Below are 24,445 nucleotides of genomic sequence, written 5' to 3' on the forward strand. Positions count from 1 at the left end.
CTTCCGGTAAAGCGCCTTACCGGAATCACGGTTTCCTGCGGCTTTAGTACGACGATGGCGGAGTGTACGTCCGCCGTTAAACCGTTATCGACGAAATAAAGTTTGGGCGGTAGCTTCTTCGCACAGGGAGGAAGTATGCGAATCGGGGCGGGGCTTGCGAGATGGCGTCGATTGCGGGACCGCGATGATTTTGTCGCCGAGCCGAAGAATGTCTGGAACACTTTGGAAGTCGCAAAGCTGACGGTTTCTACGGCAACGCCGCTTATGATTTTCGCGGTTGGCGCTTTCCTATCCCATCAATCTGCAAGGCAAGCCGAGCATCAGCAGATTTTGGCTGCCAAGGCGGCGGCAAAAAGAGAGATCGCAGACAATGCGCGGCAAGTACGTCTCGCAAGTATGACGTATCTTGTGGGGAAGCGGGCTAAAATTCTAGATGAAATATTGCCTGCGATAGAAGAGATAAATAATTTCGCTGTTAGATCTTGCCAATCCGTATTTTTAGAGAAGGATAAAACAAAGTGGGCAATCTACGCGGCGGAACGAAGTAATTTGCTATCAAGCAAACTTGCTATCAATAAAGTATACTTTTCAGAAAGTTTTTACTTTCAAGAGGTAGTTTTTCTTTCCCTGTCTGACAACGTGCGTACAATGGCTCTCAACAAAGAGGTATGGACTGCTACCCACGGTACTCTCTGTCCGCATGCAACCGAGGCCTACAACAACCTAATGGTCGCGATTCCTAAGGAGCTTGGTTTGACAGACCCACAAAAGGCAGAGTTACCCGGTTCCAAATTCCGATAAGTCTAGTGCAATGACTTACACCCGACCGCGCTGCCCCCTCCGCTATGCGTCGCAGAGCTGGCCTTGCCTTAGCGCCCCGCCGGGATGGGGCGTGGCCGGGGCAACAACATCGTAGGGCCGCCCGGCCCAGTTTCGGCAGGCCTTGCATTGTTGGATTTCGTTCGCTTCCTGTTCCTGATGGGGAACAAGAGCTTCCGAACGACCTTCGACCTGATCCGGTTTGGTGCGAACCTGCGCGTCCTGTGCAGATGCGGGAACCAAGCGATCCTCGATGGCGAGCAGGTCGACCATGTGCGGCGGACGCGCAAATGGCCGATGCCGCTCGGCTATTTCGTGGATCGGCTGACCTGTTCCAAATGTGGACGGCGGCCGTCTTCAGCGCTGCCCTATCCGGGCGATCCTACGGTACGCATTGGTCCGTCGATGTTGGAGGACGCCGCTGCGCTGCGAAGCATAGAACATTCACGGAATTCGGCTAAACCGCCTCAGGGGCTGGGGTTGGCGAATGACGATGATTGAGCCGGTCGGGGACCGGTCACGAACACTCGAGATGCTGCCGTTCATCGTCGCGCATCTGATCGAGACGGGTAATGCGTTGCGTGTGGTCGGCTCCACGCGAAAAATGGACGCCTTCATCTTTGTCGTCGGCGAGCTGGTAACGAGCGGACGCAGTCCGTCGCTGGAAGAGATCGCCCGGCACCTCGGCGTGGCAAAGTCTCGGGCGCGTCAGCTCATCTCGCTGCTTCGTCAGGAAGGGGCGGTACAGCAAACACCGGGAGCGCAGCGGGCTTTGACCGTGCCGGGGCTGGAGCGTTACATCGCGATCCAACGGCTGCGCGGCTACGGCTTTACCGTCGATGAAGACATTATGCGGATCAGCCCCTCTACGCTTGTGCAGCTACCGATCGTGGCGGTGATCGAGCATCGTCGCGCGGATGATTCTAGCCAGCCTTCAGCCTGAAACCCGCGTGCCGCTGATGCCGGCAATCTCCACCACCGAGCGCGAGCGCCAGCGGTTCGAGCATCTCGTGCTCGGCCGGCCGCGGCCGAAGCCGGGACGGAACAAGGCTAGGAAGGGGAAGGTCCCGCCGGTCGTGCGCCTCGCGCCCGGTATCGAGGAGATCGTACAGCTTCGCGAGGACTATTCCCACAAAGCGCAGGGCACACCTGAGACGCATCACCACCACGCCGTCGCGTCCCGTCGTGTTGGATCGCTCGCCCGCCTCGTTGCGAGCGGCGCGATCGACGCGCACCAGCTCGCCGCCGCGCAGGATATCGCTGCCGCCTATGAAGCGACCGTTGCCGACGTCGCCGTCCGTATTGCCAGCTATGAGGTGCGCGGTACCGGCGGCGGCCCGCTGGCGGCATCGGCCGAGCCGATCGCCGCAGTGATCCGCGAGCGCGCCTACGACAGCTGGCGCAAAGCTGTCGGGGTGCACGGTCAGATGCTGCTGGCGATAATCGTCGACGACATGGCTTTGACGACCGCGGCACAACGGTGGCGCATGTCCAACCGTCGGGCGCGCGGCGTCCTGACTACCGCGCTCGATCGGTGGAAGCGTTGCTAGACCTGCACAAGCGTACACTGCACGTATGTGCAGGTCCAAAAGCGGTCACGTAACCCGCTAATCCGACCCCGCGACAGCTGTGCCCGACTCCCGTTGGTCCTCCCCCCTTGGGACCGGCGGGCGTCGTTGCGTCGGGGGAGGCTGATCCTATGGCTCACGACCAATCCCGCCAGCATCGCGCCGACCAGACGCGCCCAACGATCGCCGATCAGCTCGATCGCGCAACCGACCGGATCGACAGACTGACGCATCGGGCGCGTCTGGGGCGGCCTAGCGTCGCGGAATATGACGAGATGGAGTGCGAGGCGCAGGCCATCGCAGCCCTGATCGTCGCAGCCTTCCGCGGCCAGCGGCCCAACCCCACCAATCCGCCGCTCTATGTGAGCGCCGACGGCCAGAGAGCAGCATGGTAATGCCATCCCCCCGAACCCCGCGCGAGCAGATCGAACAGGCGGTCAACGCCGGCCACCCGGACGACGCGCTGGTGGGCGTGCCCGTCAGCCTGCTGCGCGAGATCCTCTCGGCCTTACCGATCGACGCGTTGATGTCGGTCGCGTCGAAGGTGATGTCGGCATGACAGGTCACCGCCACCCGTCCGCCGTTGACGTCAACGGCGAACAGTATCTGCCCGATGCCCGCGGCAACCTCACTCCGATCGCGACCATCAAGGCCAGCGACCTGCTGATGGACGAGACGGTGCGAGCGATGATCAGTCGGGCGCAGGCACAGTCGGACACGCTCGTCGCGTTCAAGGCCGACGCCTTCGATCGGGTGCAGGCGTTCATGGGGCTGCTGGCGCAGTCCCACGGTGCCGCGCTTGGGGGCAAGAAGGGCAACATCACCCTGACCACCTTCGATGGGATGATGAAGGTACAGGTCGCTGTCGCGGACCTATTCGAATTCGGTCCGGAGCTGCAACCGGCCAAGGCGCTGATCGACGAATGCCTGACCGAATGGGCAAGCGGTAGCGGTGCTGAGCTGCGGACGATCGTCAACCGGGCTTTCTCGGTTGAGAAGGAAGGCCAGATCAACCGTGCCGAACTTTTCATGCTGCTGCGCTCGGAGATCGCTGACCCGCGCTGGAAGCGCGCCATGGACGCTATCCGTGAGTCCATGCGCATCGTGGGATCGAAGGAGTACATCCGCTTCTACCGGCGCGATCGTCGTGACGGGCCTTGGAAGCAGATTACCCTCGACCTCGCCTCGGCTTGATCGTCCAGCGGCTTCGCGGCCGAGCCGGACAGCGTCAGCGCCAGCACCGCCTCGAACGAACGGACGGGCTCTGTGAGCGATGCCGCGATCGCGGTCGGACGGTGCTGGCCACGGTCGTCGACCATATCGTGCCGCTGGCGCTGGGCGGCAGCGACGAGGACGAGAACACCCGCAACCTCTGCGACCCTTGCCATGTCGAGGCGACCGCTGAGCAGTTCGGACATCGTGAGCCGGTCAAGGCGAAGGGCGTGGACCGCAGCGGTCGCCCTACGAGCGCCGACCACCCTTGGAACAGGTCGTCGGCGCCGTGCGGCGTCAGTCAATCTTCTTCAGAACGCCGGACATAAAATTTCGGATTGCTGGTTCGAGCGACTGACTTGTCGGAAACCAAGTGCAACAGGTTTCACTATCGTTCGACCACAGGACCGTCATGCTTGGTCCACCCGATCTCAAAACAACAACATCCCCTACGCTGAACATTACTGTGAACTCCCTGATCCGCGGCGATTCGCGGAGAGTGAAGCGTGACCCGGCGATGTGAGCGGCGCAAGGCACCCCCGGTCGATAAGTCTGGGGCGGTCCTGACCGGACACCGAACCGCCCCGCCATGCGCAGCGAGAGCAATTTTTAGGGGGGGAGGGTTTCGGCCCGATCGCCGGGGAGGTCGCCATGTCTAACGTCGTTGCGATCGAGGGTGGCGATGGTGTGCCGCCCGAACCCAATTGGCGGACCGTGTTCGGTCGCCAAGCGGATCGCGACGTCGCCGGCCAATACTGGCAGTCGATCATCAGCGAGATGCGCGGTGCCGAAAAGCTGGCAGTGGTGAACGCGCATTCGGTGAAGCGTCTGGTTGTGGCCTACGTCACCTATGACATTTCGGCGCGCGAAGTGCTGAAGTCCGGCCCGGTCATGAAGGCCAAGAAGACCGGCGTGCCGTCCTACAATCCATGGTGGACGACCATGTCGAACGCGGCGGCGCAGGCCGCGGCAATCGAGAAGGAGCTGTGCATTTCGCCGCGTAACCGTAGCGCCGGCGGCATCGTCGCGAAGAAGGTGCGGCGGGTGATGGGTGCGGGGTATCTGAAGGACCGTGGCTAACCGGTTCCTGTCGGACCCCGATCCGACAACGGCATGGGCACGCGCTGCGGTCGACGGGAAGCTGTTCACGGTCGGCGAGCTGGCCCGGCACGCGGCCGAGCGGCACCTACGCGACATGCGCGACGGCGAGCGTCGCGGGATTTATTGGCGTCCCGACGAGGCCGCCCACGCAATCAATTTCCTGCCGTCGGTGTTTCAGGTCACCGATGGCCCGTCCGAGGGCAAGCCATTCTACCCGCTGGAGTGGCATACCTTCGCGATCGGAAGCCTGTTCGGGTGGCGCAACGCCGTAAACCGGTGGCGTTTCCGGTCGGGCTGGCTCGAATCCGGAAAGGGGCAGGCCAAATCGCCGCTGATGGGTGCCATCGGCATCTACATAATGGGCTGGTGCGACATCGCCCGGGCGCAGTGCTATGCGATCGGCGAGGACAAGGCGACCGCGAACGTCCTGTTTCGAGACGCAGTGGCGATGTGCCGCGCGCCGATCCCGGGTGCCGAGGAAGGTGAGAGCCTCGATAATCTGGGCGAGGTCGTCATTCGTGGCGAGCTGCAGAACGCGTGGAAGATCGAGCATCCCGATTCCGGTTCATTTTTCCAACCGATCGCGAGTGGCGAGGCGCAGTCAGGACCGCGACCAAGCTATGTCGCCGGCGACGAGATCCACGAATTCAAGAGCGACGCCTCGCTGGAGACGTGGAAGCGCGCAGTCGACAAGGTCGCCGGCAACGCCCTGATGCTGCTGGGCACGAACACGCCCGGCACGTCGCAGAAGGTCGGCACCTCCTATTCGGAGATGTATCAAGCGATCGCGAAGGGCGAAGCGCGCGATGACAGTGCGTTCTCGCTGATCTTCCGGGTCGACAAGGCCGATCGCGAGAACGTGTTCGAAAATGAAGGTTGCTGGCAGAAGTCGCTGCCGGCGATCGGCGAGACCTTCCCGTGGGACAATATCCGCGAGACGGTCGCCAGCGCGCAGCTCCGGCCGTCGACCAAGTCGAGTGTGAAGCGCCTGTATTTCGGGATCGACACGGCGTCGGCCGACTTCTGGATCGACGAGGAGAAGTGGTCGGCGGTCCAAGGGCCGGTCGATCCGAAGGCGATGCGCGGGCGGCGCTGCTACCTGTCGATGGATCTGTCGAAGAAGAACGACCTTACCGCGGTCAGTGCCGCATGGGAGGCGACCGACGACGCGCCGATCGCGGTGAAGACGTGGTACTGGACGACGCAGGAAGGGCTGCGCGATCGCGCCGACGCGGACAAGGCACCCTATCTCGATTGGGTCGAGGACGGTTTTCTCGTCGCTACGCCGGGTGCGACGATCGACTACACCTTCGTCGCCATGAAGGTTGCGGAGCTGGACGCCGAGCAGGACGTCGAAGAGCTGGTCGTCGACCCGGCGTTCATCACCAGCTTCATCGAAGCGTGTGGCATCGTCGGCCTCTCAGTGTGGCGGTACGAAGGGCCGGACAAACCGGCCGGCCGCGGCTTGAAGATCGTCAGCCACGCGCAGGGCAAGCGGGTGATGTTCGAAGATCGGCAGCTCTGCATGCCGCATTCGATCACGAAGACCGAGGACCACATCCTCGAAGGCCGGATCGTCATTGATGATTCCCCGGTCACCTACAGTTGCGCGGCCGGCGCGGTCCTCGATGCCGATGGGCAGGGCAATCGCTGTTTCGAGAAGGCAAAATCGCGGGGGCGGATCGACGGTATGGTGACCACCACCATGGCGGTCGGTGCCGCCAGCGCGATGGAAAAGCCGAAGAAGAAGTCGGTCTACGCATCGCGCGGCGTCCGACGGATCTGAAGGGAGAGCGGATGACGGTATCTCCCGACGAGTATCGGCGCGCGTCCGGCTATCGCCGATCGACCGGTCAGCAGCAGCGCGCAACGCTTCCTGTCGCACCGGGCGGCCCGGTGCAGGCCTTCACGACGATGGACTTCGACAGTCCGGAGTTTCGCGACTTCGTAAACGGCGGGCGTCAGGCTACGACCGGCGTCGTCGTCGGCGAGCGGTTGGCCTTGCGCAACAGCGCATTCTTCCGGGCAGTGAACCTGATCGCGTCGTCGATCGGCATGCTGCCAACGCATCTGCATCGTCGGAAGGCGGATGGCACGACCGACAAGGCGAAGGATCATCCGCTCTATCGGGTGCTCCACAAACGCCCGAACAAATTTCAGACGGCATTCGAGTTCAAGTCGTACATGCAGACCGTCGCGCTGCTCGATGGCAATGCCTATGCGCGGATCGTCTGGGGCCTGCGCGGGGGCAAGCCGGCCGTCCTGCAACTCATCCCGATGGCACGCGGTACGGTCGACCCGATCCTGTCCGACGATTGGGTGCTGACCTTCCGGTACCGGCCGAAGAACGGCGCGACGGTCACTCTTCAGGCGAAGGATGTGTTCCATTTCCGCCACCCGATCAGCAAGGACGGGCTGAAGGGGCTCGGCCTCCTCGATGTCGCGTTTGAATCGCTCGGCCTCGCCGCCACTGCCGATCGCGCGCTCGCGAAGCTGATGTCGACCGGCATGATGGCCGGCGGCGCAATCGAGTTTCCAGACGGCAAGGATCTCGACGACGACGCGTTCGAACGCCTGCGGGCCAGTCTGCGCGACGATCATAGCGGTGCCGACAACGCCGGCAGCTGGCTGCTGCTGGAAGACGGCGCAACGGCAAAGCCGTTCGCGACGCCCGAGAGCAGCCAGACCGACGAGACCGTAAAGCGCCAGGTCGAAAACGTTGCGCGGTTCACCGATGTCCCCCGGCCGCTGCTGATGATGGACGAGACCAGCTGGGGCAGCGGCATCCGCGAGCTGGGCCTGTTCCTCGTCACCTACTGCCTGACGAAGTGGTTCGTCGCGTGGGAGCAGGCGATCGAGCGGTCATGCCTGACCGAGGCGGAGCAGGACGCCGACGAGCTGTACGTGAAGTTCAACGACGGCGCGCTGCTGCGCGGGTCGCTGACCGAGCAGGCCGCCTTCTTCTCGAAGGCGCTGGGCAACAACGGCGCGTGGATGGAGCCCAACGAGGTCCGCGCTGCCTTCGAACTGAACCCCCATTCGGACGGCGGCGGATTGCCCAAGGGCAAGCCCGCGCCGGCACCCAAGGAAGTTGAAGATGCTTGAGGAACTGGAGGGCATTATCGCCGAGGTCCGGCAGGCGAAAGCCACGCTGGTCGAGAAGCGCGCGACGCTGGCAACGGCGCAGCAGGCGGTCACAGATGCCATGGAGGTCGAGAGCCGCGCGACCAAACGCGTCAACGCGCTCCTCAACCGCATGTTGGAGGAGGGCTGATGCGGCTCCGTCACCAACGCCTTCTCAGCACCGTGTTCGCGCGTCAGCGCCCCGGCGCACTCCCCATCCCCGCCGAGCGCGGCGTCTCGGCGTTCACGCCGGCACCGGTCCTCGACCGCTGGAACGCCGATGCCGCCGGCGTTCGCCCGGCTGCGCTCGAATCCGGCGACAACGTCATCACCATGTTCGATGTCATCGGTGAGGACTGGTGGAGCGGCGGCGGTATCACCGCGAAGAAGGTCGCCGCGCAGCTGCGCGCGATCGGCGATCGCCCGGTCGAGGTGCAGATCAACAGCCCCGGCGGAGATATGTTCGAGGGGCTGGCGATCTACAACATCCTGCGCGAGCATCCGCAGGCGATCACCATCAAGGTCATGGGCATGGCGGCATCGGCCGCCTCAGTGATCGCGATGGCGGGCGATACGGTGATGATCGGCGCTGCCAGCTTCATCATGATCCACAATTGCTGGGTCGTGGCCGCTGGCAACCGCCTCGACATGGCCGAAGTTTCCTCGTTCCTTGCCCCGTTCGATCAGGCCATGGCCGACGTCTACGCGCAACGGACCGGCAAGACCGCCGCCGAATGCGCGAAGTGGATGGATGACGAGACGTACATGTCCGGCACCACCGCGATTGACCGTGGTTTCGCTGACGAGCTGCTCGCGGCCGACCAGACCAAGACCGATGAGGGCACGAAGGCGGCCGATCGCAGCGTCAACGACGTGCGCGCGATGGAACTCGCACTGATGGCCGGCGGCGCGACGCGCAGCCAAGCCCGTGCCCGCATCAAGAGCATCAAGGGCACGCCCGGCGCTGCCCAAGACACCGCCGACACGCCGGACGCTGGCGGCGAAGACCCCGAGCTGACCGCCGCCATGGCGTCACTGCTCGCAGACCTCCGCAGCTAAACCGAAAGGCTGATCTCCATGAAAATGACCAACCGCGCCGCCCTCTCGGCGGTCGCGACGCTGTTCGCTGCCCCGTTCCGCGCGCTGTTCCCCGCCGCAAAGCCGGCGCTGACGCTCGCCCCCCCGACGCTGGCGATGCCGCGCGCCCTGACCGGCACGACGATCCGCGCCGATGTGTCGGGCGACCCGAAGGCGATGATCGCCGCGCTCCAGACCGCGCACAACGAGTTCAAAGCGACTGTCGACGCCAATGTCGGCAAGAAGGCCGACAGTGCTGAGGTGCAGGCCAAGCTCGACGCGATCAATGCGACCATGAACGGGCTGGAAGCCGCGCTGAACGAGCACGCCACCCAGATCGCGGCCGCGAGCATGAACGGTGGCCTGACCGCACAGCCGGTCGATCCGGAATATTCGACCGCCTTTGCGAGCTTTATGCGCGCCGGCGGCCGCGAGGACGAGCTCAAGCTCACCGCGGCGCAGAAGGCGGGCGTTCGTGCTGCCATGTCGGAAGGCGTCCCGGCCGATGGCGGCCTGCTGACGCCGAACGAATGGGATCGCTCGATCACCGGTCGGCTGAAGCTGATTTCGCCGATGCGCTCGGAATCGACGGTCATCTCGATCAGCAAGGCCGCCTTCACCAAGCTGTTCACGGACCGCGGCGTCGGCAGTGGCTGGGTCGGTGAGACCGCCTCGCGCCCCGCGACCGCAACGCCGCAGTTCACCGCGCTCGGCTTCGGGCTGGGCCAGCTCTATGCCAACGCGGCAGCGTCGCAGGACGTGCTCGACGATGCCGAGATCAATCTCGAAAGCTGGCTGATCGACGAGATCGAGACTGAATTTTCGCGGCAGGAAGGCATCGCCTTCACCGCCGGCGACGGCGTGAACAAGCCGCACGGTTTCCTGAACTATGCCGTTGGCGGTACGGCCGCTGCGCGGCATCCGTTCGGCGCGATCGACGTGCTGACCAGCGGCAATGCGACCGGGATCGCCTCCGACAAGCTGGTCGACGTGATCTACAAGCTGCCGGCGATCTATTCGCAGAACGCGAAGTTTTTCATGAACCGCGCGTCGCTCGGGTCGGTCCGCAAGCTGAAGGATGGACAGGGCAACTACCTCTGGCAGCCGACCTTCGTTGCCGGCCAGCCCTCGACCCTCGCCGGTTATTCGGTCGTCGACATGCCCGACATGCCGAACGTCGTCGCCGACGCACTGGCGCTGGCGTTTGGTGACATGCGCGAGACCTATCTGGTCATCGACCGGATCGGCGTCCGCATCCTGCGCGATCCGTACACGAACAAACCGTACATCTGCTTCTACGTGACGAAGCGCGTCGGCGGCGGCGTCAAAAACCCCGACGCCATGAAGATCATCAAGATCGGGGCCTGATCCTTTCCCTGCTGGGCCGGCCTCGTGGCCGGCCCGGCTCTCCAAAGCCGCGGGCGACGCTGCGCGGTTTTGGCGAGCCAAGGAGATCCGCATGCGCGACTTGAACGAAATTCTCGACGGGACTGTCGAGGCGATCACCACCGTCCTGAAGGAGCTGACGGCCGAGCAGCTGGCCGACCTGCGTGTGATGGAGGAAAGTGGGCAGGGACGGTCCGGCGTCGACAAGGCGATCGGCCGCGCCCTTGCTGCCCTGTCGGCCGCCGCCGGCGGTACCGACGACGTGATCGAAACCATCGAGCCGGTTACGCCGGCGGACGGTCCGCAGATCCCGCCGGTGGAAACGCCGGCCTTCGAACCGCTGCACCCTGCCGTCGACGGTGACCTGCGCGCCGGGACGACCGAGGTCATGAACCGGATCGACTTCAACGATCCGCTGACCGGCGGTCGTCAGATCGTCGAAGCGGCGCTCGCGTCGTCGGCGGAAGACTGATCCAGTGGTCGAGCCGATCGGCATCGAGGAGGCGCGTGCGCAGATCCGGATGGACGGCGACGCGTCACGCGATGCCGATCTTGCTCGATACATCCGCGATGCCCGGGAATGGGTCGAGACCTATACCGGGCAGACGCTGATCGCCGGCGATGCCGTCGAGACGTTCCGGGTGCCCGGTCGCGTCGTGACGCTCCGGGCATGGCCGATCGCGTCGGCCGCGGCGCTGGCGATCGCCGTCGTCGACGAAGACGGGACCGAAGTGTCGGTGATCGGAGCGCTCGACACGGCGCGCCGCCCCGCCACGATCCGGTCGACCAGTGGATGGTCGATGACCTCGGCCGACCAGCAGCTCCGCGTCACCGTCCGCGCCGGGTACGAACCGGGCAACGTCCCGGGCAACCTGCGCCGGGCCATGCTGCTGCTGATCGCGGCGTACGATGCCGATCGCGAGGGCGGCGAGGTATTCGCCGCGAGCGAGGCACGCGCGCGCTCGCTTTGCCGCAGCTTCCGCCGGCACCGGCTTTAATGGCGGTCGGGAAGGGTCTGGCGAGCCGGCTGCGCGATCGGATCACGATCGAGCGGCCGATCGCCGACGACAGCCTGCACGGAGCCGGCTCGGGGACTTGGGCACCGGTCGCGATGGTATGGGCAGAGGTGCAGGACGTCCTGCCGAGCCGTGCCGAACAACTGGCCGGCGGTATCAACGTGGCCACCCGCCCGGCGCGGGTCCGGATGCGGTACCGGCAGGATGTCTCGTCCGACATGCGCTTCGTAATGGGTGGGCGAATTATGCAAATCGTCGCCGGTCCGGCGGAGATCGGTCGCCGTGAAGCGGTCGAGTTCATGGTCGAAAGCTATTCGACGGCCGGCAACCCGGCCTGATGGCGCGATCTCGAGGCCGCGACGCTGTTCGCAGGTACATGGCGCAGCTCCCCGGGCAGATCGTGCGGAGCCTGCTGCCCGGTGCCGCGCGCGCCGGCGCGAAGGTCGTTGCCGACGAAGCCAAGAGTCAGTCCCGATCGCCAGACGTCGCTGCCGCGCTCACGGTTAAGACCAGACGTGGTGAAGGCCATGTGACTGCCTTCGTCGGTGTCGATCCGAAGGCGCAGAACGGTTGGGCCTACAGCCTAGCGAGATGGCAGGAGTGGGGTACAGAACCGCACTTCATCACCGTCGACGATAGCCAGCGCGAGGGCATGACCGCGTCGCGGATCAACTACCTTGCCCGGGAACAGGGCACGCTGGTCATCAACGGCAAGCCTGTCGGCCGCACGGTTCACCATCCCGGGGCCGACCCGCACCCCATCTTCCGGCCGGCGATGGATCTCAAAGAGGTCGAGGCGAAGGCGGCGGCGCAGGCCTACATCAACGCCCGTGTCAGCCGTGCCGGCATCGCCCCCGATCCGGGAGACAGCGACCCATGATCGGCACTGACATCATCGGCACTGTGTTGCGTGAGGCCGCCCCGGTCACCGCCATGGTACCGGGGAAGAACATCAAGACCGGCCGCCTTCCCGACATCGTAAAGCTGCCTGCGCTGCTGATCCGCACGATCAGTCTGATTGAGCGGCAGCCGCTGAAACGTACGGGCATGGTCCGGTGGACCGAGCGGGTGGCGGTCACGGTCCGGGCCGAGAATTACCTCGATCAGAAGCTGATCCTGCGACGCGTCAGAGCCGTCTGCCTCGCGCGGTCCGGTGCGATCGCCGGCGCTGAACGGGTTTCGATCCTGCCGGCCGGTGCCGGTCCCGACATCGCGGGGCCGGCCAACTCCTTCGAACAGACCCACGATTTCCGGGTGAGCTTCGACGCCCCCGAGGAAGCAGCAGGAGCATGAATATGGACCCGAAGACGAAGACCACCACCGCCGTCGCCGCCAGCGAACCAAAGGCCACCCCGTTCTACGCAACGCGCGAATTCACCGACGCCGGCACCGGCCGGGCATTCGAGAAGAACGCCGAGCTGGTCGGCATCGATGCTGGCACCGCAGAAAACTACCGCGTTGCAGGTCTGGCGACGTCGGAAAAGCCGGACGCCGAAGCGGCGGCCTGATCCCTCGTGCCCGGCTGACCGGGCACGCCCCCGCCGGCGCTGCCGGCCATTCCCATTGGAGATAGACTATGGCTCTTCAGACCGGTGCAGGTTCGGCGATCGCAATCTGCGTCGCCGCGCCCGCAACGCAGGATGCCACCGGCTTTGCCGCCCTGACCTTCACCGAGGCCGGTAACTGCGAAAAGATCGGCCAGATCGGTGCGACCTTCGCAAAGACGGAGTTTCAGCCCCTCAAGGGTGCCAAGCAGAAGCTGAAGGGCAGCGCCGATTACGGGTCGGTGTCGCCGCAGTTTGCGCTGGACGAAACGGACGCCGGGCAGGCGCTCGCCAAGACCGCGGGCAACGACGAGAGCAACAAGCTCTACTCGTTCCGCGTGACCCTCCAGTCAGGCACCAAGGTCTATTTTCAGGGTCGCGTGTTCGGTTGGCCGATCACCATCGATGGTGCCGATCCCGTCACCACGGCCACCCCGGTCGTTGAGATCTGCTCGAAGCCGGTCGAGGTCGCCGCTTCCTAACCCCCATTCCGGCGCAGCCGGATGCTCCCTGCATCGGCCCGTCCCGCTACCTCGCGGGTGTCGGGGCGGGTCGGTGCGACACCCGCGAGAGGTATTTTAATGGACGTTTCGAAGCTGAAGGTCGCCATGTCGGCGGCGATGCATGTGCGCGATGCTGCCGGCGCGCTGCTGTTCGACGACGGCAAGCCGGTCCGCATCATCTTTCACAGCCCGGCATCGCGCCCGTTCGCGGAACTGGAAACGCGCCAGCTCGCCCGGTCGGTGAAGCGGCACAACGATAACGACGGCAAGATCGTCGCCCGGACGTCGGACGAACGCCGGTTCGAAGCGGTCGAGGATCTCGCCGATCTGACGATCGGGTTCGAAAACCTGACGCATGGCGATCTGTCCGGCCGCGATCTGCATGAGGCGGTCTATCGCGATCCGGGCTTCGGCTTCCTCGTCCAGCAGGCGAACAAATTCCTCAACGACTGGGGAAATTTTACGCCGGCCTCGCCGACGAGCTGACGCTCTACGCGCGGTATCTGGCGTGGCTGCATGCCACGCCGAAACCGCCGGAAGGATCGAAGCGCGCCGCGATGGCGAATTACAAGCCGGTCAGCAGACTGACCGCCATGAACGCGCGGAAGGTGCCGGTAGCGATGCCGCCCAACCGCCTTCCGCATATGATCAGTCGATGGATCGAGATCGGCATGACTGCGGGTGGGGGCATGGCCCCCGCCGCGCTGAGCTGGCTCGAAATCAACGAGTGGCAGAAGTCGTCGTGCATCACGCTGTGCCCTTGGGAATCGCGTACGATCCACGCGCTGTCCGTCGCGTATGTCGCCGAAGGCCGCCGCGCTGAGGAAGAGGCCTGCCCGCCGCCATGGCGGGCACCTGTCACCGCGGAAGAGCGTGCTTCGGAAGAAGCGGCGCTGCTGGCCCTGTTCCGCCGAAACTGACCCGAACCGAGGGAGACCGACATGGAAGATGCCGCACCCTCCCTCGGCGTAGGGTTTGAAATCGAATATGGTGGTTCGATCGGCGCGCTCGCGCGCATTGATGCTGCCATGGACGTGACCCATGATCGCGTCCTTTCCGGTGCGAACGATATCGAGCGCGCCACCGGCAGCATGATCAATACCGGTCGCGCGACCGCGCAGATCATCGCGTTCGGCGATGCGACGTCGCGCGAGATGCGCCGTGCCAGCCTCGAGAAGAAGAGGCTCGAGGACGCCAGCGAGCGGATGATCCGCCAACTCGATCGCGAGGCCGCCGCGCTGGGCAAGACCCGTGACGAGCTGCGCGACACGCGTGTCGAGGAATTGGCGCTGCACGCCGCCAAGCTCGGCAACCTCGAGCTTGCCGATCGGCTGCTTGCCTCCTCGCGCGGCCGGCAGGCGGCGTCGGACGCGGCGGCAGAAGCCGCGGCGGAAAAGAAGGTCGCCGAGGAGCGCGCGCGCGTCCTGGAGGTTACCCGCCGGCAGGCGATCGCCGAGCGCGAGCTGATCGCCGAACTGCGCCGGCAGAACGACATTCTCGCCGAGCGTGCCAATATCGAGGCCGCGCTGGAGCGCACCACCGGCGTCGGCCGGGTTCGGGCAATCGACGCCGGCGCGAGCTATGGTGCCCTCGACAGGATGATGGCCGAGCAGGAAGCTGCCGCTGCCCGGGCGAATGCTCGCGCGATGCGTGAACAGGCCGACGCCGCTCGCGCTGCCAGTGCCGCCGAGCGGCAACTGGCCACCGACGCGCAGATGCTGCGATCGGCGATGGACCCGATGTACGCGGCACAGGTCCGGTTCGACGACGAGCTGCAACGGGCCGAGCGGCTGCTCGCCGCCGGCGTCTTCGGCCACAAGGAATATGCGCAGTCGGTGCAGATGTCGCGTGACGCGCTCTACCGGCACGCACAGTCGGTCGCCGGTGCCAACGCCGGGGCGCAGCAGCTGGAGGATGCGAACCGCCGCGTCGGCCAGTCGCTGACCCAGCTATCGTTCCAAGGGAACGATGCCATCACCATGCTGCTGTCCGGATCGAGCGCCTTTCAGGTGGTCGCCACGCAGGGCGGGCAGGTCTTTCAGGTGTTCCAGCAGGCGCAGGGCGGGGCCAAGGGTCTCGCCAGCGAGCTGGGCACGCTTGCCATGCGCTGGGCACCGCTCGCCGGCGTCGTCGCCGTCACCGTCGGCCCGATCCTCGCGGCTGCGGCTGCATGGCATGAATATGCCGGTGCGATCCATGAATTCGAGGCGCTGGCGCAGGGTGCCGGACGCGCAGCGCTGCTGACCGCGCAGGATATGGAGAGTATTGCCGAGGGCGCTGCGCGTGCCGGCAACGTCACCGTCGTCGCTGCGCGCGAGATCGAGACGGGGTATGTCCGGCTCGGCGGCATCGGCAAACCCGTCATGCAGGATCTGATCCTGCTGACCCGCGATTTCGCCGCCGCGACCGGTACCGACGCCGCCGGCGCGACGCAGACGCTCGGCGCTGCCTTCCAAGACCCGATCAAGGGGGCGCAGGATCTGGCGACGAAGTTCGGTGCGCTGTCGCAGGCGCAGGTCGAGCATATCCGGCAGCTCGTCGAGCAGAACGATTTGTACGGTGCGCAGGCGGCGCTGCTGAAGGGACTGGAGCCGGCGTTCGACGGTGCCGCCGATCATGCCGGCAAGCTGACCCTCGCATGGCGCTCGATCCGCGACGCGGCGTCGGAAGCATGGACCGAGATGGGCCGCGCGATCGATATCGCGCTCGGCGGGGGGAGCACGCTCGATAAGCTGCAGAAAGCGTATCAGGACAAGTATCGGTTCGAACAGCGCACGCTCGGCGGCGGCAACACCAAGCCATATGATGACGAGATTGCCCGGCTGAAGGCGCAGCTCGAGCGCGAAAAGGCTGCGACCAGCAATGCGCAGGCCCGCTCGCGGGCGTCGGGGACGATGTCGATCGTCGACAACGTGACCGGTGCTGGCGGCCTGAACGAGATGCGTGTCAATCTCGGCCGGATCAACGGGTTGCTGAAGGACAACGGCGTTGCTGCCGGCTTGTCGGCCGACCAGCTCGCCCGCGCTCGTTCCGCGCAGGCGCAGTATTCGAACGCCGTCCGCACGTTCATTCCCGAAGGAGAACGACAGGTCCAGCTCGCCCGCCTCGACGTCGCGCTGGCCCGTGCCAAGGATGCCAAAGACGGGAAGCGTGTTGCGTCGCTGACCGCGCAGCGCACCGAACTTCAGAACCGCGGCAAGCTCATCACCGCGGCGCAGTCGCAGGAGCTGGCAACCGCCGCCAGCACGCGTGCCACGCTGGAAAGCGGCAACGGTGCCGATCGTCACGCACAGCAGCTCCAGAACGAAGCCAAGGCGATGGCGGTGCAGATCGCCAATACCTACAAGCTGGTCGACGCCTATGGCGTGTCGGGCGGCGCGGCGCTGATCGCCGAAGCGCAGGTCAAAGCCGAGAGTTCGGCGATCAAGAAGCGTGGCGACACCGCCGCGGCCGTCGCCCGGCAGATCCAGCTCGCTGTGGCCGAGCGCATCGCGCAGGCGGCGCGATCGAGTGCTGTCATGCAGGACGAGGCGCGCATCCAGACCGAGGTCAACGCGATGCTGGCCGATGGCAATGTCACCGCCGAGCGTGCCGCGCAGATCGTGCAGGAACGGATCGCCGCCTTGCCGCTACTCGCCGCGCAGGAGGCTGCACAGCAGAAAGGGCTCAAGACCGAGGCGGACCGCGCGACCAAGGCGCTGGAGGACCAGAAAAGGGCGCAGGACGCGGCGCGCGGGGCGGAGCTTGGCAAACGCTTCTTCGAACAGGACCGCGCCGCTACCGACCGGATCGGTGACCTGAAGGCGGAACTGGCGCTGATCGGGCAAACCGATGCCGCCCGGTCGCTTGCGATGGTGCGCCGGCGTGCCGAGCGAGAGGCCGCTGCGACCTATCCACCCGGCTTCTTCCGCGATCGGCAGGTCGAGAACGCGGTCGAGATCGCGAAGGGCGAAGAGCAGGTCCGCTTGCAGGCGAAGGCGCTCAACGATGAGCTGGAGCATCAGGGGCTGCTCTTCGACACGATCGCGACCAACGCGGGCAACGCGGCGCGGGGCATGTCGGAAGCATTTGGCGAGGCCGGCCGCGCGCTCGGCGACATGGGGGCGATCTTCACCAGTCATATCTCCGACCAGCAGCGTCTCACCGCTGCGCGAGACGCCGAGCTGCGTTCGCTTTCCGACATTACCGACGAACAGTTGAAGGCGCGGCGGACGACGCAGATCAACGATCTGTTCAACCGTCGATCGTCGGCGATGCAGATCGGCTTTTACGGCGACATGACGACCGCCGCGAAAGGCTTCTTCGACGAAAAGTCGAAGGGTTTCGCCGTCCTGTCGGTTGCTGAGAAGGCGTTCCGCGCGGTTGAATTTGCCATGTCGGTGAGGGCAGTCGCGCAGGACGCGGTCGAGACCGGTGCCAAGATCGCGACAAGCGTCGCACGGACTGCCGCGAAAGCGACCGAAGCAGTGATCACCGCGATCTCCACCCTCCCTTTCCCGGCAAACATCGCAGCCGGCGCGGCGACCGCCGCCGCGATCGCGGCGATGGGCGTGTCAGTCGTCGGCTCGTTTGGCGGATCGTCGCGCAACCGGCTCGACAAGGCCAACGACGGCTCGGGTACGGTGCTGGGCGACACCAAGGCGCAGTCAGAATCGGTCAAGCGCGCGATCGACCAGCTCCGCGAGGTCGACACGCTGACCAACAGCTTCGCGCGCGAGATGGCCGCGTCGTTGCGGTCGATCGACAGCCAGATCGGCGGCGTCGCGACGGCGGTGGTGCGCGCCGGCGACATGGGGCCGAACGTTCGCGAGGGTTTCCAGTCGGACGCCACCGGATCTCTGTTGAAGGGTGCGACCACCGGTTGGGGCATCGCCAGCAAGATCCCGGTGATCGGCGGCATCCTGAACGGGATCGGTTCTGTCCTTGGGTCGCTGTTCGGCGCGTCGACCAGCGTGATCGCATCGGGCTTGTCGGCGAAGTCGCAGACGGTCGGCAGCATCATGACCGGCGGCTTCGATGCGTCGACCTATGCCGATGTCGAGAAGAAGAAGAAATTCCTCGGCATCACTACCGGCAAATCCTATTCGACCAAATACGGCGATGCCGACGCGGATCTCGAAAAGCAGTTCACCCTGCTGCTGGGCAGCTTCGCGAGCGCGATCGGCGCGGCGGCCGGGCCACTGGGTGAATCGACCGCGGCCGTCGAGGCGCGGCTGTCGAGCTTCGTCGTCGATATCGGCAAGATCGACCTGAAGGGCCTGACCGGCGAGCAGATCGCTGAGAAGCTGACTGCAGTCTTCGGTGCCGCCGCCGATAAGATGGCCGACGCTGCGTTCCCGGGCATCGATCGATTCCAGAAGGTCGGCGAGGGTGCCTTCGAAACGCTGGTCCGCGTTGCTTCGACCGTCGAGGCGGTGACCGTATCCCTCGACCAGCTCGGCATGTCGGCGCGTGCGCTGGGCATCGACGCGAAAATGGGCATTGCCGACCAGTTCGACAGCCTCGCTGCGATGTCGTCCGCAGCCGACGCCTACTTCAAATCGTTCTACACCCCCGCCGAACAGAATGCGGCGCGGATGCGCCAGCTCGATGGCGTGTTCGTCCGGATGGGCACGACGATGCCGGCGACGATCGGGGCGTTCCGCTCGCTGGTCGAGGCGCAGGATCTGACGACGGCCGCGGGTCAGGCGACCTATGCGACACTGCTCCAGATCGCGCCGGCGTTCGCCGAGCTGAAGGCGGCGATGGACGGCGCGAAGTCGGCGGCCGACGTGCTGGCCGAACGCGAGGGCCTCCAGCGCCGGCTGCTGGAATTGAACGGTGATACCCCCGCGATCCGCGCGCTTGAGCTGGCGAAGCTCGATGCCAGCAACCGCGCGCTCCAGCAGCAGATTTACGCGATCGAGGATGCCAAGGAGGCGGCGCGCGCGGCCGACGATCTGCGGCAGGCGTGGAAGTCGGTCGGCGACAGCCTGCTCGACGAGGTGAAGCGCATCCGCGGTCTCGACACCGCCGGCGGCGGCAGCTTCGCGACGATGCTGGGGGCGTTCAACGCCGCGATCACCTCGGCACGCGGCGGCGACATCGATGCCGCCAAGTCGCTGCCCGGGCTAAGCCAAGCGCTGCTGAAGGCGGCGGCCGAGCAGGCGACGTCGCGGCAGGAGCTGGCGCGCATCGAGGCACAGACCGCTGCGAGCTTGGAAGCGACGCAGGCGGCGATCGCCGGCCGGTCGGCCGCGGCGACGAACGCGGCGATTCTCGCCGCCTCGGCAACCGCGGCGGCTGCCAATCAACCGGCGGCGAACGACACCGCGGCATCGATGGCAAGCCAGCTGGAGGCGCTGCGGCAGGAAGTCGCCGGCATGCGGTCCGACAACAACACCGGCCACGCTGCGACCGCCAGCGCGGCCGGGCGATCGGCGAAGGTGCTGGAGGCGGTGACGGCCGACAGCGGCGGCGACGCGATCAGCGTGGCGCAGGCTGCATGATCGTAACGCTCGACAACGGATCGACGATCGCGCTCGGCACGACCGAGACCGCGGCGACGATCGCCATCACCGACTATAGTCGCCGGGTGACCGACGACTTCGGGGTGACGACGGTCGTGCGCCGCGGCTTCTCGCGTCGCATGTCGCTCCGCTTCGCCCTCCCGTTTGAGGAGGCGGGCCGCGTCCAGTCGCGGCTTGCCGAGTTGCGCGCCACGCCGGCGTTGTGGGTGGCGGACGATCGGTGGCGCGCGCTGTCGGTGCGCGGGCTGCTGAAAGAGTTCGAAATCGATCTGGCGGTACCGCCGCAGTCCTATTGCTCGCTGAGCGTCGACGGTCTCGCTGAATCCGAGGTCCGCGCCGATCCGGGGGGCGATCCTGCGCCGGAAGGCATGGTCTCTGCGCTGAAGATGGTCCGGCCGCTGGCGATGACGGACGCGGTGCTGACCGCCACCAGCGTCGCTGAGAACGATGCGCCGGCGTGGGTCTCGACGACGACCTATACCGATGGTGCCAAGGTCCGGGTCGGTCACCGGGTGTTCGAGAGCCTTGCCGGCGGCAATGTCGGCAACGATCCAACCGGATCGGTTGGAAAATGGATCGATATCGGACCGACCAACCGATGGGCGATGTTCGATCAGGCGCTCGGCAGCGCCACCACCGCCGCCGCGCCGATCGTCGTCACCCTCGCGACCGGTACCGCGAACACGATCGCGCTCCTCGATGTCGCCGGCACTACCGTCCACGTGCAGGCGCAGGGTTATGACCGGACGCTGGCGATCGGCACCGCTGCGATGGTGTTCAGCGATCTGCCCGGGGGTTCGGTGACCGTGACGATCGCTGGCGGCGGCTCGGTGTCGGTCGGCACGCTGCTGGTCGGACATACCGTCGCGTTGGGTGTCACCGAGGCCAGCCCGACCGCCGGCATCACCGACTATAGCCGGAAGGAGGTCGACGACTTCGGCGAGGTGACGATCGTCCAGCGCGCATGGTCGAAGCGGATGCAGGCCAGCGCCCGGATACGGTCCGACGCCGTCGACACGGTGTTCGACCGGATCGCCGGCGTGCGCGCCACCCCGACGCTCTGGATCGGCGATGAAGGCAACGAGGCACTCACGATCTACGGCTTCTTCAAGGAAGCCTCGATTGAGGTCGGCGAAGCGACGAGCAAGCTGTCGCTGCAAATCGATGGGTTGAGCAGGGCGGCAAAACTATCGCCGATCGGCGGCAGCGGGCCGGTGGCATGGCCCGACATCACTGACCCGGACGGTACCAAACCAAAGGACGGAGCCGACAAGACCAGCGAGAACACGTCGAAGGACACGAGTGCTGTAGGCGGCCGGCCCGCCCATGCCGTGCTGGCGTTGGTCGACGAAATCAACGATGTCGTCATTCCAGCGGTCAACCTCGCCGTGGCAACCGCGAATGATCGGATCACTGCTGCTCGGCAGGATGCGGACCGGGCGGCTGCAGACGCTAACGCCCGCATCGATGCAGCTGATCGGGTGCTCGAGGACGCCGTTCGCGACTTCGCCGCCGAGGCATCCCGGGCGCAGGGGGCCGACGAAGCCCTGACCCGGCGGATCGATTCGATCGTGGCCGAAAGCGGCGGTTATGATGACCGTGACCTTCGCGCGATGATCGCCACCGAGAAAACGGTCCGGGCCGATGAAGATCGTGCGCTGGGGCGCGAGGTCGCTACTGTTGCCGCCAGCGTAAAGGACGGCGACGATGCAGTGCGCGCGGACGTCAAAGTCACGACCGACGCGCTCGCCCGGTCCGACGAAGCATTCGCGCAGCGAGCGGAGGTGATCGAGGCCAGCCTCGGCACGGTCGACAGCCGGATCGCGGCGAAGGCCGAGCAGATCACGACCGCCTATGCCGACGCTGACCGCGCCCTCACACGGCGGATCGACAGCATCGTGGCGGAAGGCGGCTATGACGACCGCGACGTGCGGGCCGAGATCAAACGCGTTGATACGACGGCGATCGATCGCGACGCGGCCGTTGGGCGGCGTGTCGACACGGTGGAGGCGACTTTTTCCACTGGCGGCGGCAACATGGTGCCGAACAGCGATTTGGTGACGACGGACGGTTGGTCGACCGGGGTCCATGCGCCCGGCGGTCCTTTGAATGCTCCCCCGTATTTCGGCCTCAATGCTGCTGGCGAACCTTATCATCCGGTCGGCGAGAATGTGCTGTCGATCCTCCAATATGGGCCACCGAACGGTGGTGACGGGTCGGCGTATCTCGAATGGGCAAGCGCGACCTTCCCCGTCACCGCTGGCCATTATTTGCAGTTTTCCGCGCTGGTGAACTGCCACCGGGCACAGGTTACCGCCTTCTTGGCATTTCGCGATGCGGCCGGCGGGTACCTTACTGCAATTCCGTCGCCGATCGTTGGGCCAATCGAGAATCTGGGTAACAGCTTGTCGTTCTATGCCCGTGCAGGGATTGTAGCGGCACGCGTGCCGGATGGTGCGATCAGCGCGTATTTGATCCTGCGCAAGCTCGATACGATCCGCGACTATACCGACAGTTACGCATGGTTCCTGCGTCCGTATGTCGGGGCCGTCCGCGAAGGTCAGACGACGTGGAACCCGTACAGCGTCGGTCGCGCCTCGCCTGTGCTGCTGGGCACGGTCGCGCGGGTCAAAGACACGACCGACGCACTCGCGCGCGCCGACGCGGCATTTGCCGAACGCGCGCAGTCGATCGAAGCCAGCCTTGGGACGGTCGACGCGCGGATTGGTGCAAAGGCGGAAGAGGTGACGCGCGCCTATGCGGACGCAGATCGCGCGCTGGGTTCGCGCGCGACGACACTGGAGGCGGCGGCATCGGCCACCAGCACCAGCATCGTCTTCAACGACAACTTCAACTTCTGGCCGGACGGCGCGACACTGCCCGCTCGGTGGTTCCTTTGGAGTACGAGCGGCAACTTCCGGACAAACCGCCTCGCACCGGGCCGCGGCGGTGGACAATTCTGCGTCCAAACCTTGAACGACACGGCCGAGGTCGACAGCGGCTTCTTCCAGACGATCTACACGGCCGGGGCTGGCAAGTGGGTCATTGAGGTGACCGCCGGCTTCGACAGCTCGGGCGCGCGCGGTGCCGGCGTCACGTTGCACGGCGTCTGGAATATCGACTTCTGTTCCGATGCCGATATCAACGGACTCATCGGTGACCGGCCCGGCGAGACCCGATCTTGGACGAAGATGGTCGACCTCGACGGCCGCGACCAGATCAACGTGCACGCCATGCATGGATGGTCCGGTTTCGGTCGTGGCATGGCCGCGAAGTATATGGTCTGGCACCGCCTCGCGCTGCGCCCCGCCACCGATGGTGAGATCAAGGCGGGCAAGGCCGATGCCGCGCTGAACGCCCCCGGCGGCGTGCTGGCGCGGATTGCCACGAGCGAGAACGTGCTGGCGGACCTGCCGAATCGGTACGCTGCGGCATCGCGCACGGCCACCCTCGAAGCGCAGATGTCGCGCCAGCAGCCAAGTGCGCTGAACCAGTATACGTCCGACGTGAACGACCGGATCACGTATGTCGATGCGACGGTGAACGCTCGGATCAAGTCCAGCGAAGACGTTATTGCCGATCTGCCGAACCGGTATGCTGCGGCCTCACGTACCGAAGCGCTCGAAGCACAGGTAAATCTGGGCACGGATAGCGGCCTCAAACGCGTACTGGCGGCGCAGATTGAAACCCGCGCGACGGCAATCGCGGATGAGAAAGCCGGAGCGGTGGCGCAGACGGTGCAGACCCTGCGTGGCGAGTATAATGGCACGGCTGCCACGGTGCAGCAGCAGGCTGCCGTACTAGCCGCCGCCGATGGTCGCACGGGGGTATATTGGGAGGTGGTCGGGACCACCGGCGACGGTTCGACAAGGGTCCGTCTGTCAAAATCGAATGGCCAGCGCGGCGTCTTCTACGTCGATGCCGATATGATCGTGGATGGCACCCTGCTGGTCAACGGCNCGCGTCGGGCAACGGCGTGTTCTTGCGCCAGTATGAAACCGCCGACGTCGCCACCGTATCGCTGAACAGCGCCGGTGGTACCTTGAGGATCGATGTAAAGCTGGGCAGTTCGTACAGTGTAGAGATGGCGCGACCCGACAACCGGGTCGGCGTGATCCTGCTGCGGGTCGTCAACGGCAATTATACGGCGGTCGCAACGGGCGATTTTCAGGAGGCCCCGTACTTCAGCCTTTGGGCAGTGGACACCCCGGGTCAGGGGTTGGTCACGTACATCGTACGGGTCACCAACAATTCGCCCAAGAACCAGTCCATCGCTACGCCGACTGTCACGATCTCGGAGCTGAAGAGGTGAAGCAGTACGCCATCGTTCAGGACGCAGATGGCGTCGTCCGGTCGACCATCTCGGCACAGGATCTGGAAACCTTACTCGTCAACGTACCACCAGATTGCCATCCGGTGCCGTGCGACGTGCAGGAGGTGACCGGGAAGGTCTGGCGTTGGACAGAGGCAGCAGGCTTCGAACCAGCGCCCGGCGATACGGAGTTGCCCCATGCGCGCTTCCTAGCTTGGGAGCGCGTCAAGGATCAGCGCGGTCGGGCGGAACGATGGGGATGCACAACGCCGCTC

General features: G+C 65.4%; 27 protein-coding genes. 25 read left to right on the plus strand and 2 right to left on the minus strand.

The genetic code is table 11. The features are described 5' to 3' along the window. Positions 1-135: 135 nt before the first annotated feature. Positions 136-801, plus strand: a complete 666-nt coding sequence (locus ASE91_RS19225) for a hypothetical protein (RefSeq protein ID WP_156357684.1) — start codon at positions 136-138, stop codon at positions 799-801. A gap of 42 nt (positions 802-843) precedes the next feature. On the opposite strand, the gene ASE91_RS20495 is transcribed toward ASE91_RS19225, so the two are convergent. Then, positions 844-1,092: a hypothetical protein gene (locus tag ASE91_RS20495; RefSeq protein ID WP_235530336.1), complete on the minus strand. Its 249-nt coding sequence runs from the start codon at positions 1,090-1,092 to the stop codon at positions 844-846. Between the two features lie 259 nt (positions 1,093-1,351). On the opposite strand from ASE91_RS20495, the gene ASE91_RS05370 reads away from it, so the two are divergent. From ASE91_RS05370 to ASE91_RS18690, 6 genes are all read left to right on the plus strand, one after another. Then, positions 1,352-1,762 (plus strand): helix-turn-helix domain-containing protein, encoded by a 411-nt coding sequence (locus ASE91_RS05370; RefSeq protein ID WP_056623612.1) that lies wholly within the window; start codon positions 1,352-1,354, stop codon positions 1,760-1,762. Positions 1,763-1,769: 7 nt separating this feature from the next. After that, positions 1,770-2,369 carry a hypothetical protein gene (locus ASE91_RS05375; protein WP_056623616.1) on the plus strand — a complete coding sequence of 200 codons (600 nt, stop codon included), beginning with the start codon at positions 1,770-1,772 and terminating at the stop codon, positions 2,367-2,369. A 149-nt stretch (positions 2,370-2,518) separates the two neighbouring features. Then, positions 2,519-2,782, plus strand: coding sequence for a hypothetical protein (locus ASE91_RS05380; protein WP_056623618.1), 264 nt, complete (start codon positions 2,519-2,521; stop codon positions 2,780-2,782). Beyond that, a complete protein-coding gene (locus ASE91_RS19230; RefSeq protein WP_156357686.1) occupies positions 2,782-2,946 on the plus strand; it encodes a hypothetical protein in 165 nt (54 codons plus the stop codon). Before ASE91_RS05380 ends, ASE91_RS19230 begins: the two co-directional genes overlap by 1 nt. Further along, complete coding sequence (locus ASE91_RS05385) at positions 2,943-3,581, plus strand: DUF3164 family protein (protein WP_056623619.1); 639 nt, start codon at positions 2,943-2,945, stop codon at positions 3,579-3,581. Before ASE91_RS19230 ends, ASE91_RS05385 begins: the two co-directional genes overlap by 4 nt. Continuing rightward, positions 3,578-3,928, plus strand: a complete 351-nt coding sequence (locus tag ASE91_RS18690) for an HNH endonuclease (RefSeq protein WP_268795943.1) — start codon at positions 3,578-3,580, stop codon at positions 3,926-3,928. The genes ASE91_RS05385 and ASE91_RS18690 overlap by 4 nt, the downstream gene beginning before the upstream one ends. On the opposite strand, the gene ASE91_RS21030 is transcribed toward ASE91_RS18690, so the two are convergent. Beyond that, the gene (locus ASE91_RS21030) at positions 3,897-4,190 is read right to left on the minus strand and encodes a DUF2158 domain-containing protein (RefSeq protein WP_156357687.1); all 294 of its coding nucleotides are present in this window, start codon (positions 4,188-4,190) and stop codon (positions 3,897-3,899) included. The genes ASE91_RS18690 and ASE91_RS21030 overlap by 32 nt on opposite strands. 60 nt (positions 4,191-4,250) lie before the next feature. Here ASE91_RS21030 and ASE91_RS05390 point away from each other — a divergent pair, with 60 nt between their 5' ends. The 18 genes from ASE91_RS05390 to ASE91_RS20500 form a co-directional block, all read left to right on the plus strand. Beyond that, on the plus strand, positions 4,251-4,679 hold the full coding sequence (locus ASE91_RS05390; protein ID WP_056623621.1) for a P27 family phage terminase small subunit: 429 nt from the start codon (positions 4,251-4,253) through the stop codon (positions 4,677-4,679). Then, positions 4,672-6,486 (plus strand): terminase large subunit, encoded by a 1,815-nt coding sequence (locus ASE91_RS05395; protein WP_235530338.1) that lies wholly within the window; start codon positions 4,672-4,674, stop codon positions 6,484-6,486. The genes ASE91_RS05390 and ASE91_RS05395 overlap by 8 nt, the downstream gene beginning before the upstream one ends. An 11-nt stretch (positions 6,487-6,497) precedes the next feature. Next, positions 6,498-7,805, plus strand: a complete 1,308-nt coding sequence (locus ASE91_RS05400) for a phage portal protein (RefSeq protein ID WP_056623623.1) — start codon at positions 6,498-6,500, stop codon at positions 7,803-7,805. Then, on the plus strand, positions 7,798-7,974 hold the full coding sequence (locus ASE91_RS05405; protein ID WP_156357688.1) for a hypothetical protein: 177 nt from the start codon (positions 7,798-7,800) through the stop codon (positions 7,972-7,974). The genes ASE91_RS05400 and ASE91_RS05405 overlap by 8 nt, the downstream gene beginning before the upstream one ends. Further along, positions 7,974-8,882, plus strand: coding sequence for a head maturation protease, ClpP-related (locus tag ASE91_RS05410; RefSeq protein ID WP_056623629.1), 909 nt, complete (start codon positions 7,974-7,976; stop codon positions 8,880-8,882). The genes ASE91_RS05405 and ASE91_RS05410 overlap by 1 nt, the downstream gene beginning before the upstream one ends. 18 nt (positions 8,883-8,900) lie before the next feature. Next, positions 8,901-10,268: a phage major capsid protein gene (locus tag ASE91_RS05415; protein WP_082453837.1), complete on the plus strand. Its 1,368-nt coding sequence runs from the start codon at positions 8,901-8,903 to the stop codon at positions 10,266-10,268. A 91-nt stretch (positions 10,269-10,359) separates the two neighbouring features. Continuing rightward, the gene (locus tag ASE91_RS05420; protein WP_056623632.1) at positions 10,360-10,758 is read left to right on the plus strand and encodes a hypothetical protein; all 399 of its coding nucleotides are present in this window, start codon (positions 10,360-10,362) and stop codon (positions 10,756-10,758) included. A 4-nt stretch (positions 10,759-10,762) separates the two neighbouring features. After that, positions 10,763-11,284, plus strand: a complete 522-nt coding sequence (locus ASE91_RS05425; protein WP_056623635.1) for a head-tail connector protein — start codon at positions 10,763-10,765, stop codon at positions 11,282-11,284. Beyond that, positions 11,284-11,640, plus strand: coding sequence for a phage head closure protein (locus ASE91_RS05430; RefSeq protein WP_056623638.1), 357 nt, complete (start codon positions 11,284-11,286; stop codon positions 11,638-11,640). Before ASE91_RS05425 ends, ASE91_RS05430 begins: the two co-directional genes overlap by 1 nt. Positions 11,641-11,678: 38 nt before the next feature. Continuing rightward, on the plus strand, positions 11,679-12,182 hold the full coding sequence (locus tag ASE91_RS05435) for a hypothetical protein (protein ID WP_056623641.1): 504 nt from the start codon (positions 11,679-11,681) through the stop codon (positions 12,180-12,182). Beyond that, the gene (locus tag ASE91_RS05440) at positions 12,179-12,595 is read left to right on the plus strand and encodes a hypothetical protein (RefSeq protein ID WP_056623644.1); all 417 of its coding nucleotides are present in this window, start codon (positions 12,179-12,181) and stop codon (positions 12,593-12,595) included. Before ASE91_RS05435 ends, ASE91_RS05440 begins: the two co-directional genes overlap by 4 nt. Positions 12,596-12,597: 2 nt before the next feature. Further along, a complete protein-coding gene (locus ASE91_RS05445; RefSeq protein ID WP_056623647.1) occupies positions 12,598-12,810 on the plus strand; it encodes a hypothetical protein in 213 nt (70 codons plus the stop codon). A gap of 68 nt (positions 12,811-12,878) precedes the next feature. Further along, on the plus strand, positions 12,879-13,328 hold the full coding sequence (locus ASE91_RS05450; protein ID WP_056623649.1) for a hypothetical protein: 450 nt from the start codon (positions 12,879-12,881) through the stop codon (positions 13,326-13,328). A 99-nt stretch (positions 13,329-13,427) separates the two neighbouring features. Continuing rightward, the gene (locus ASE91_RS05455) at positions 13,428-13,835 is read left to right on the plus strand and encodes a hypothetical protein (RefSeq protein ID WP_056623652.1); all 408 of its coding nucleotides are present in this window, start codon (positions 13,428-13,430) and stop codon (positions 13,833-13,835) included. Between the two features lie 71 nt (positions 13,836-13,906). After that, positions 13,907-14,269: a hypothetical protein gene (locus tag ASE91_RS05460; RefSeq protein WP_235530339.1), complete on the plus strand. Its 363-nt coding sequence runs from the start codon at positions 13,907-13,909 to the stop codon at positions 14,267-14,269. Positions 14,270-14,290: 21 nt separating this feature from the next. Next, positions 14,291-19,837: a phage tail length tape measure family protein gene (locus ASE91_RS05465; protein WP_056623657.1), complete on the plus strand. Its 5,547-nt coding sequence runs from the start codon at positions 14,291-14,293 to the stop codon at positions 19,835-19,837. Further along, positions 19,834-23,817 (plus strand): hypothetical protein (locus ASE91_RS05470; protein ID WP_235530340.1); only part of this gene is annotated, 3,984 nt, incomplete at its 3' end. The genes ASE91_RS05465 and ASE91_RS05470, both read left to right, overlap by 4 nt. A gap of 349 nt (positions 23,818-24,166) precedes the next feature. Continuing rightward, positions 24,167-24,445, plus strand: a 279-nt coding sequence (locus tag ASE91_RS20500; protein ID WP_235530341.1) for a hypothetical protein, incomplete at its 3' end; no start/stop codon positions are given.

Source organism: Sphingomonas sp. Leaf62, from assembly GCF_001421915.1.
Classification (GTDB): Bacteria; Pseudomonadota; Alphaproteobacteria; order Sphingomonadales; family Sphingomonadaceae; genus Sphingomonas.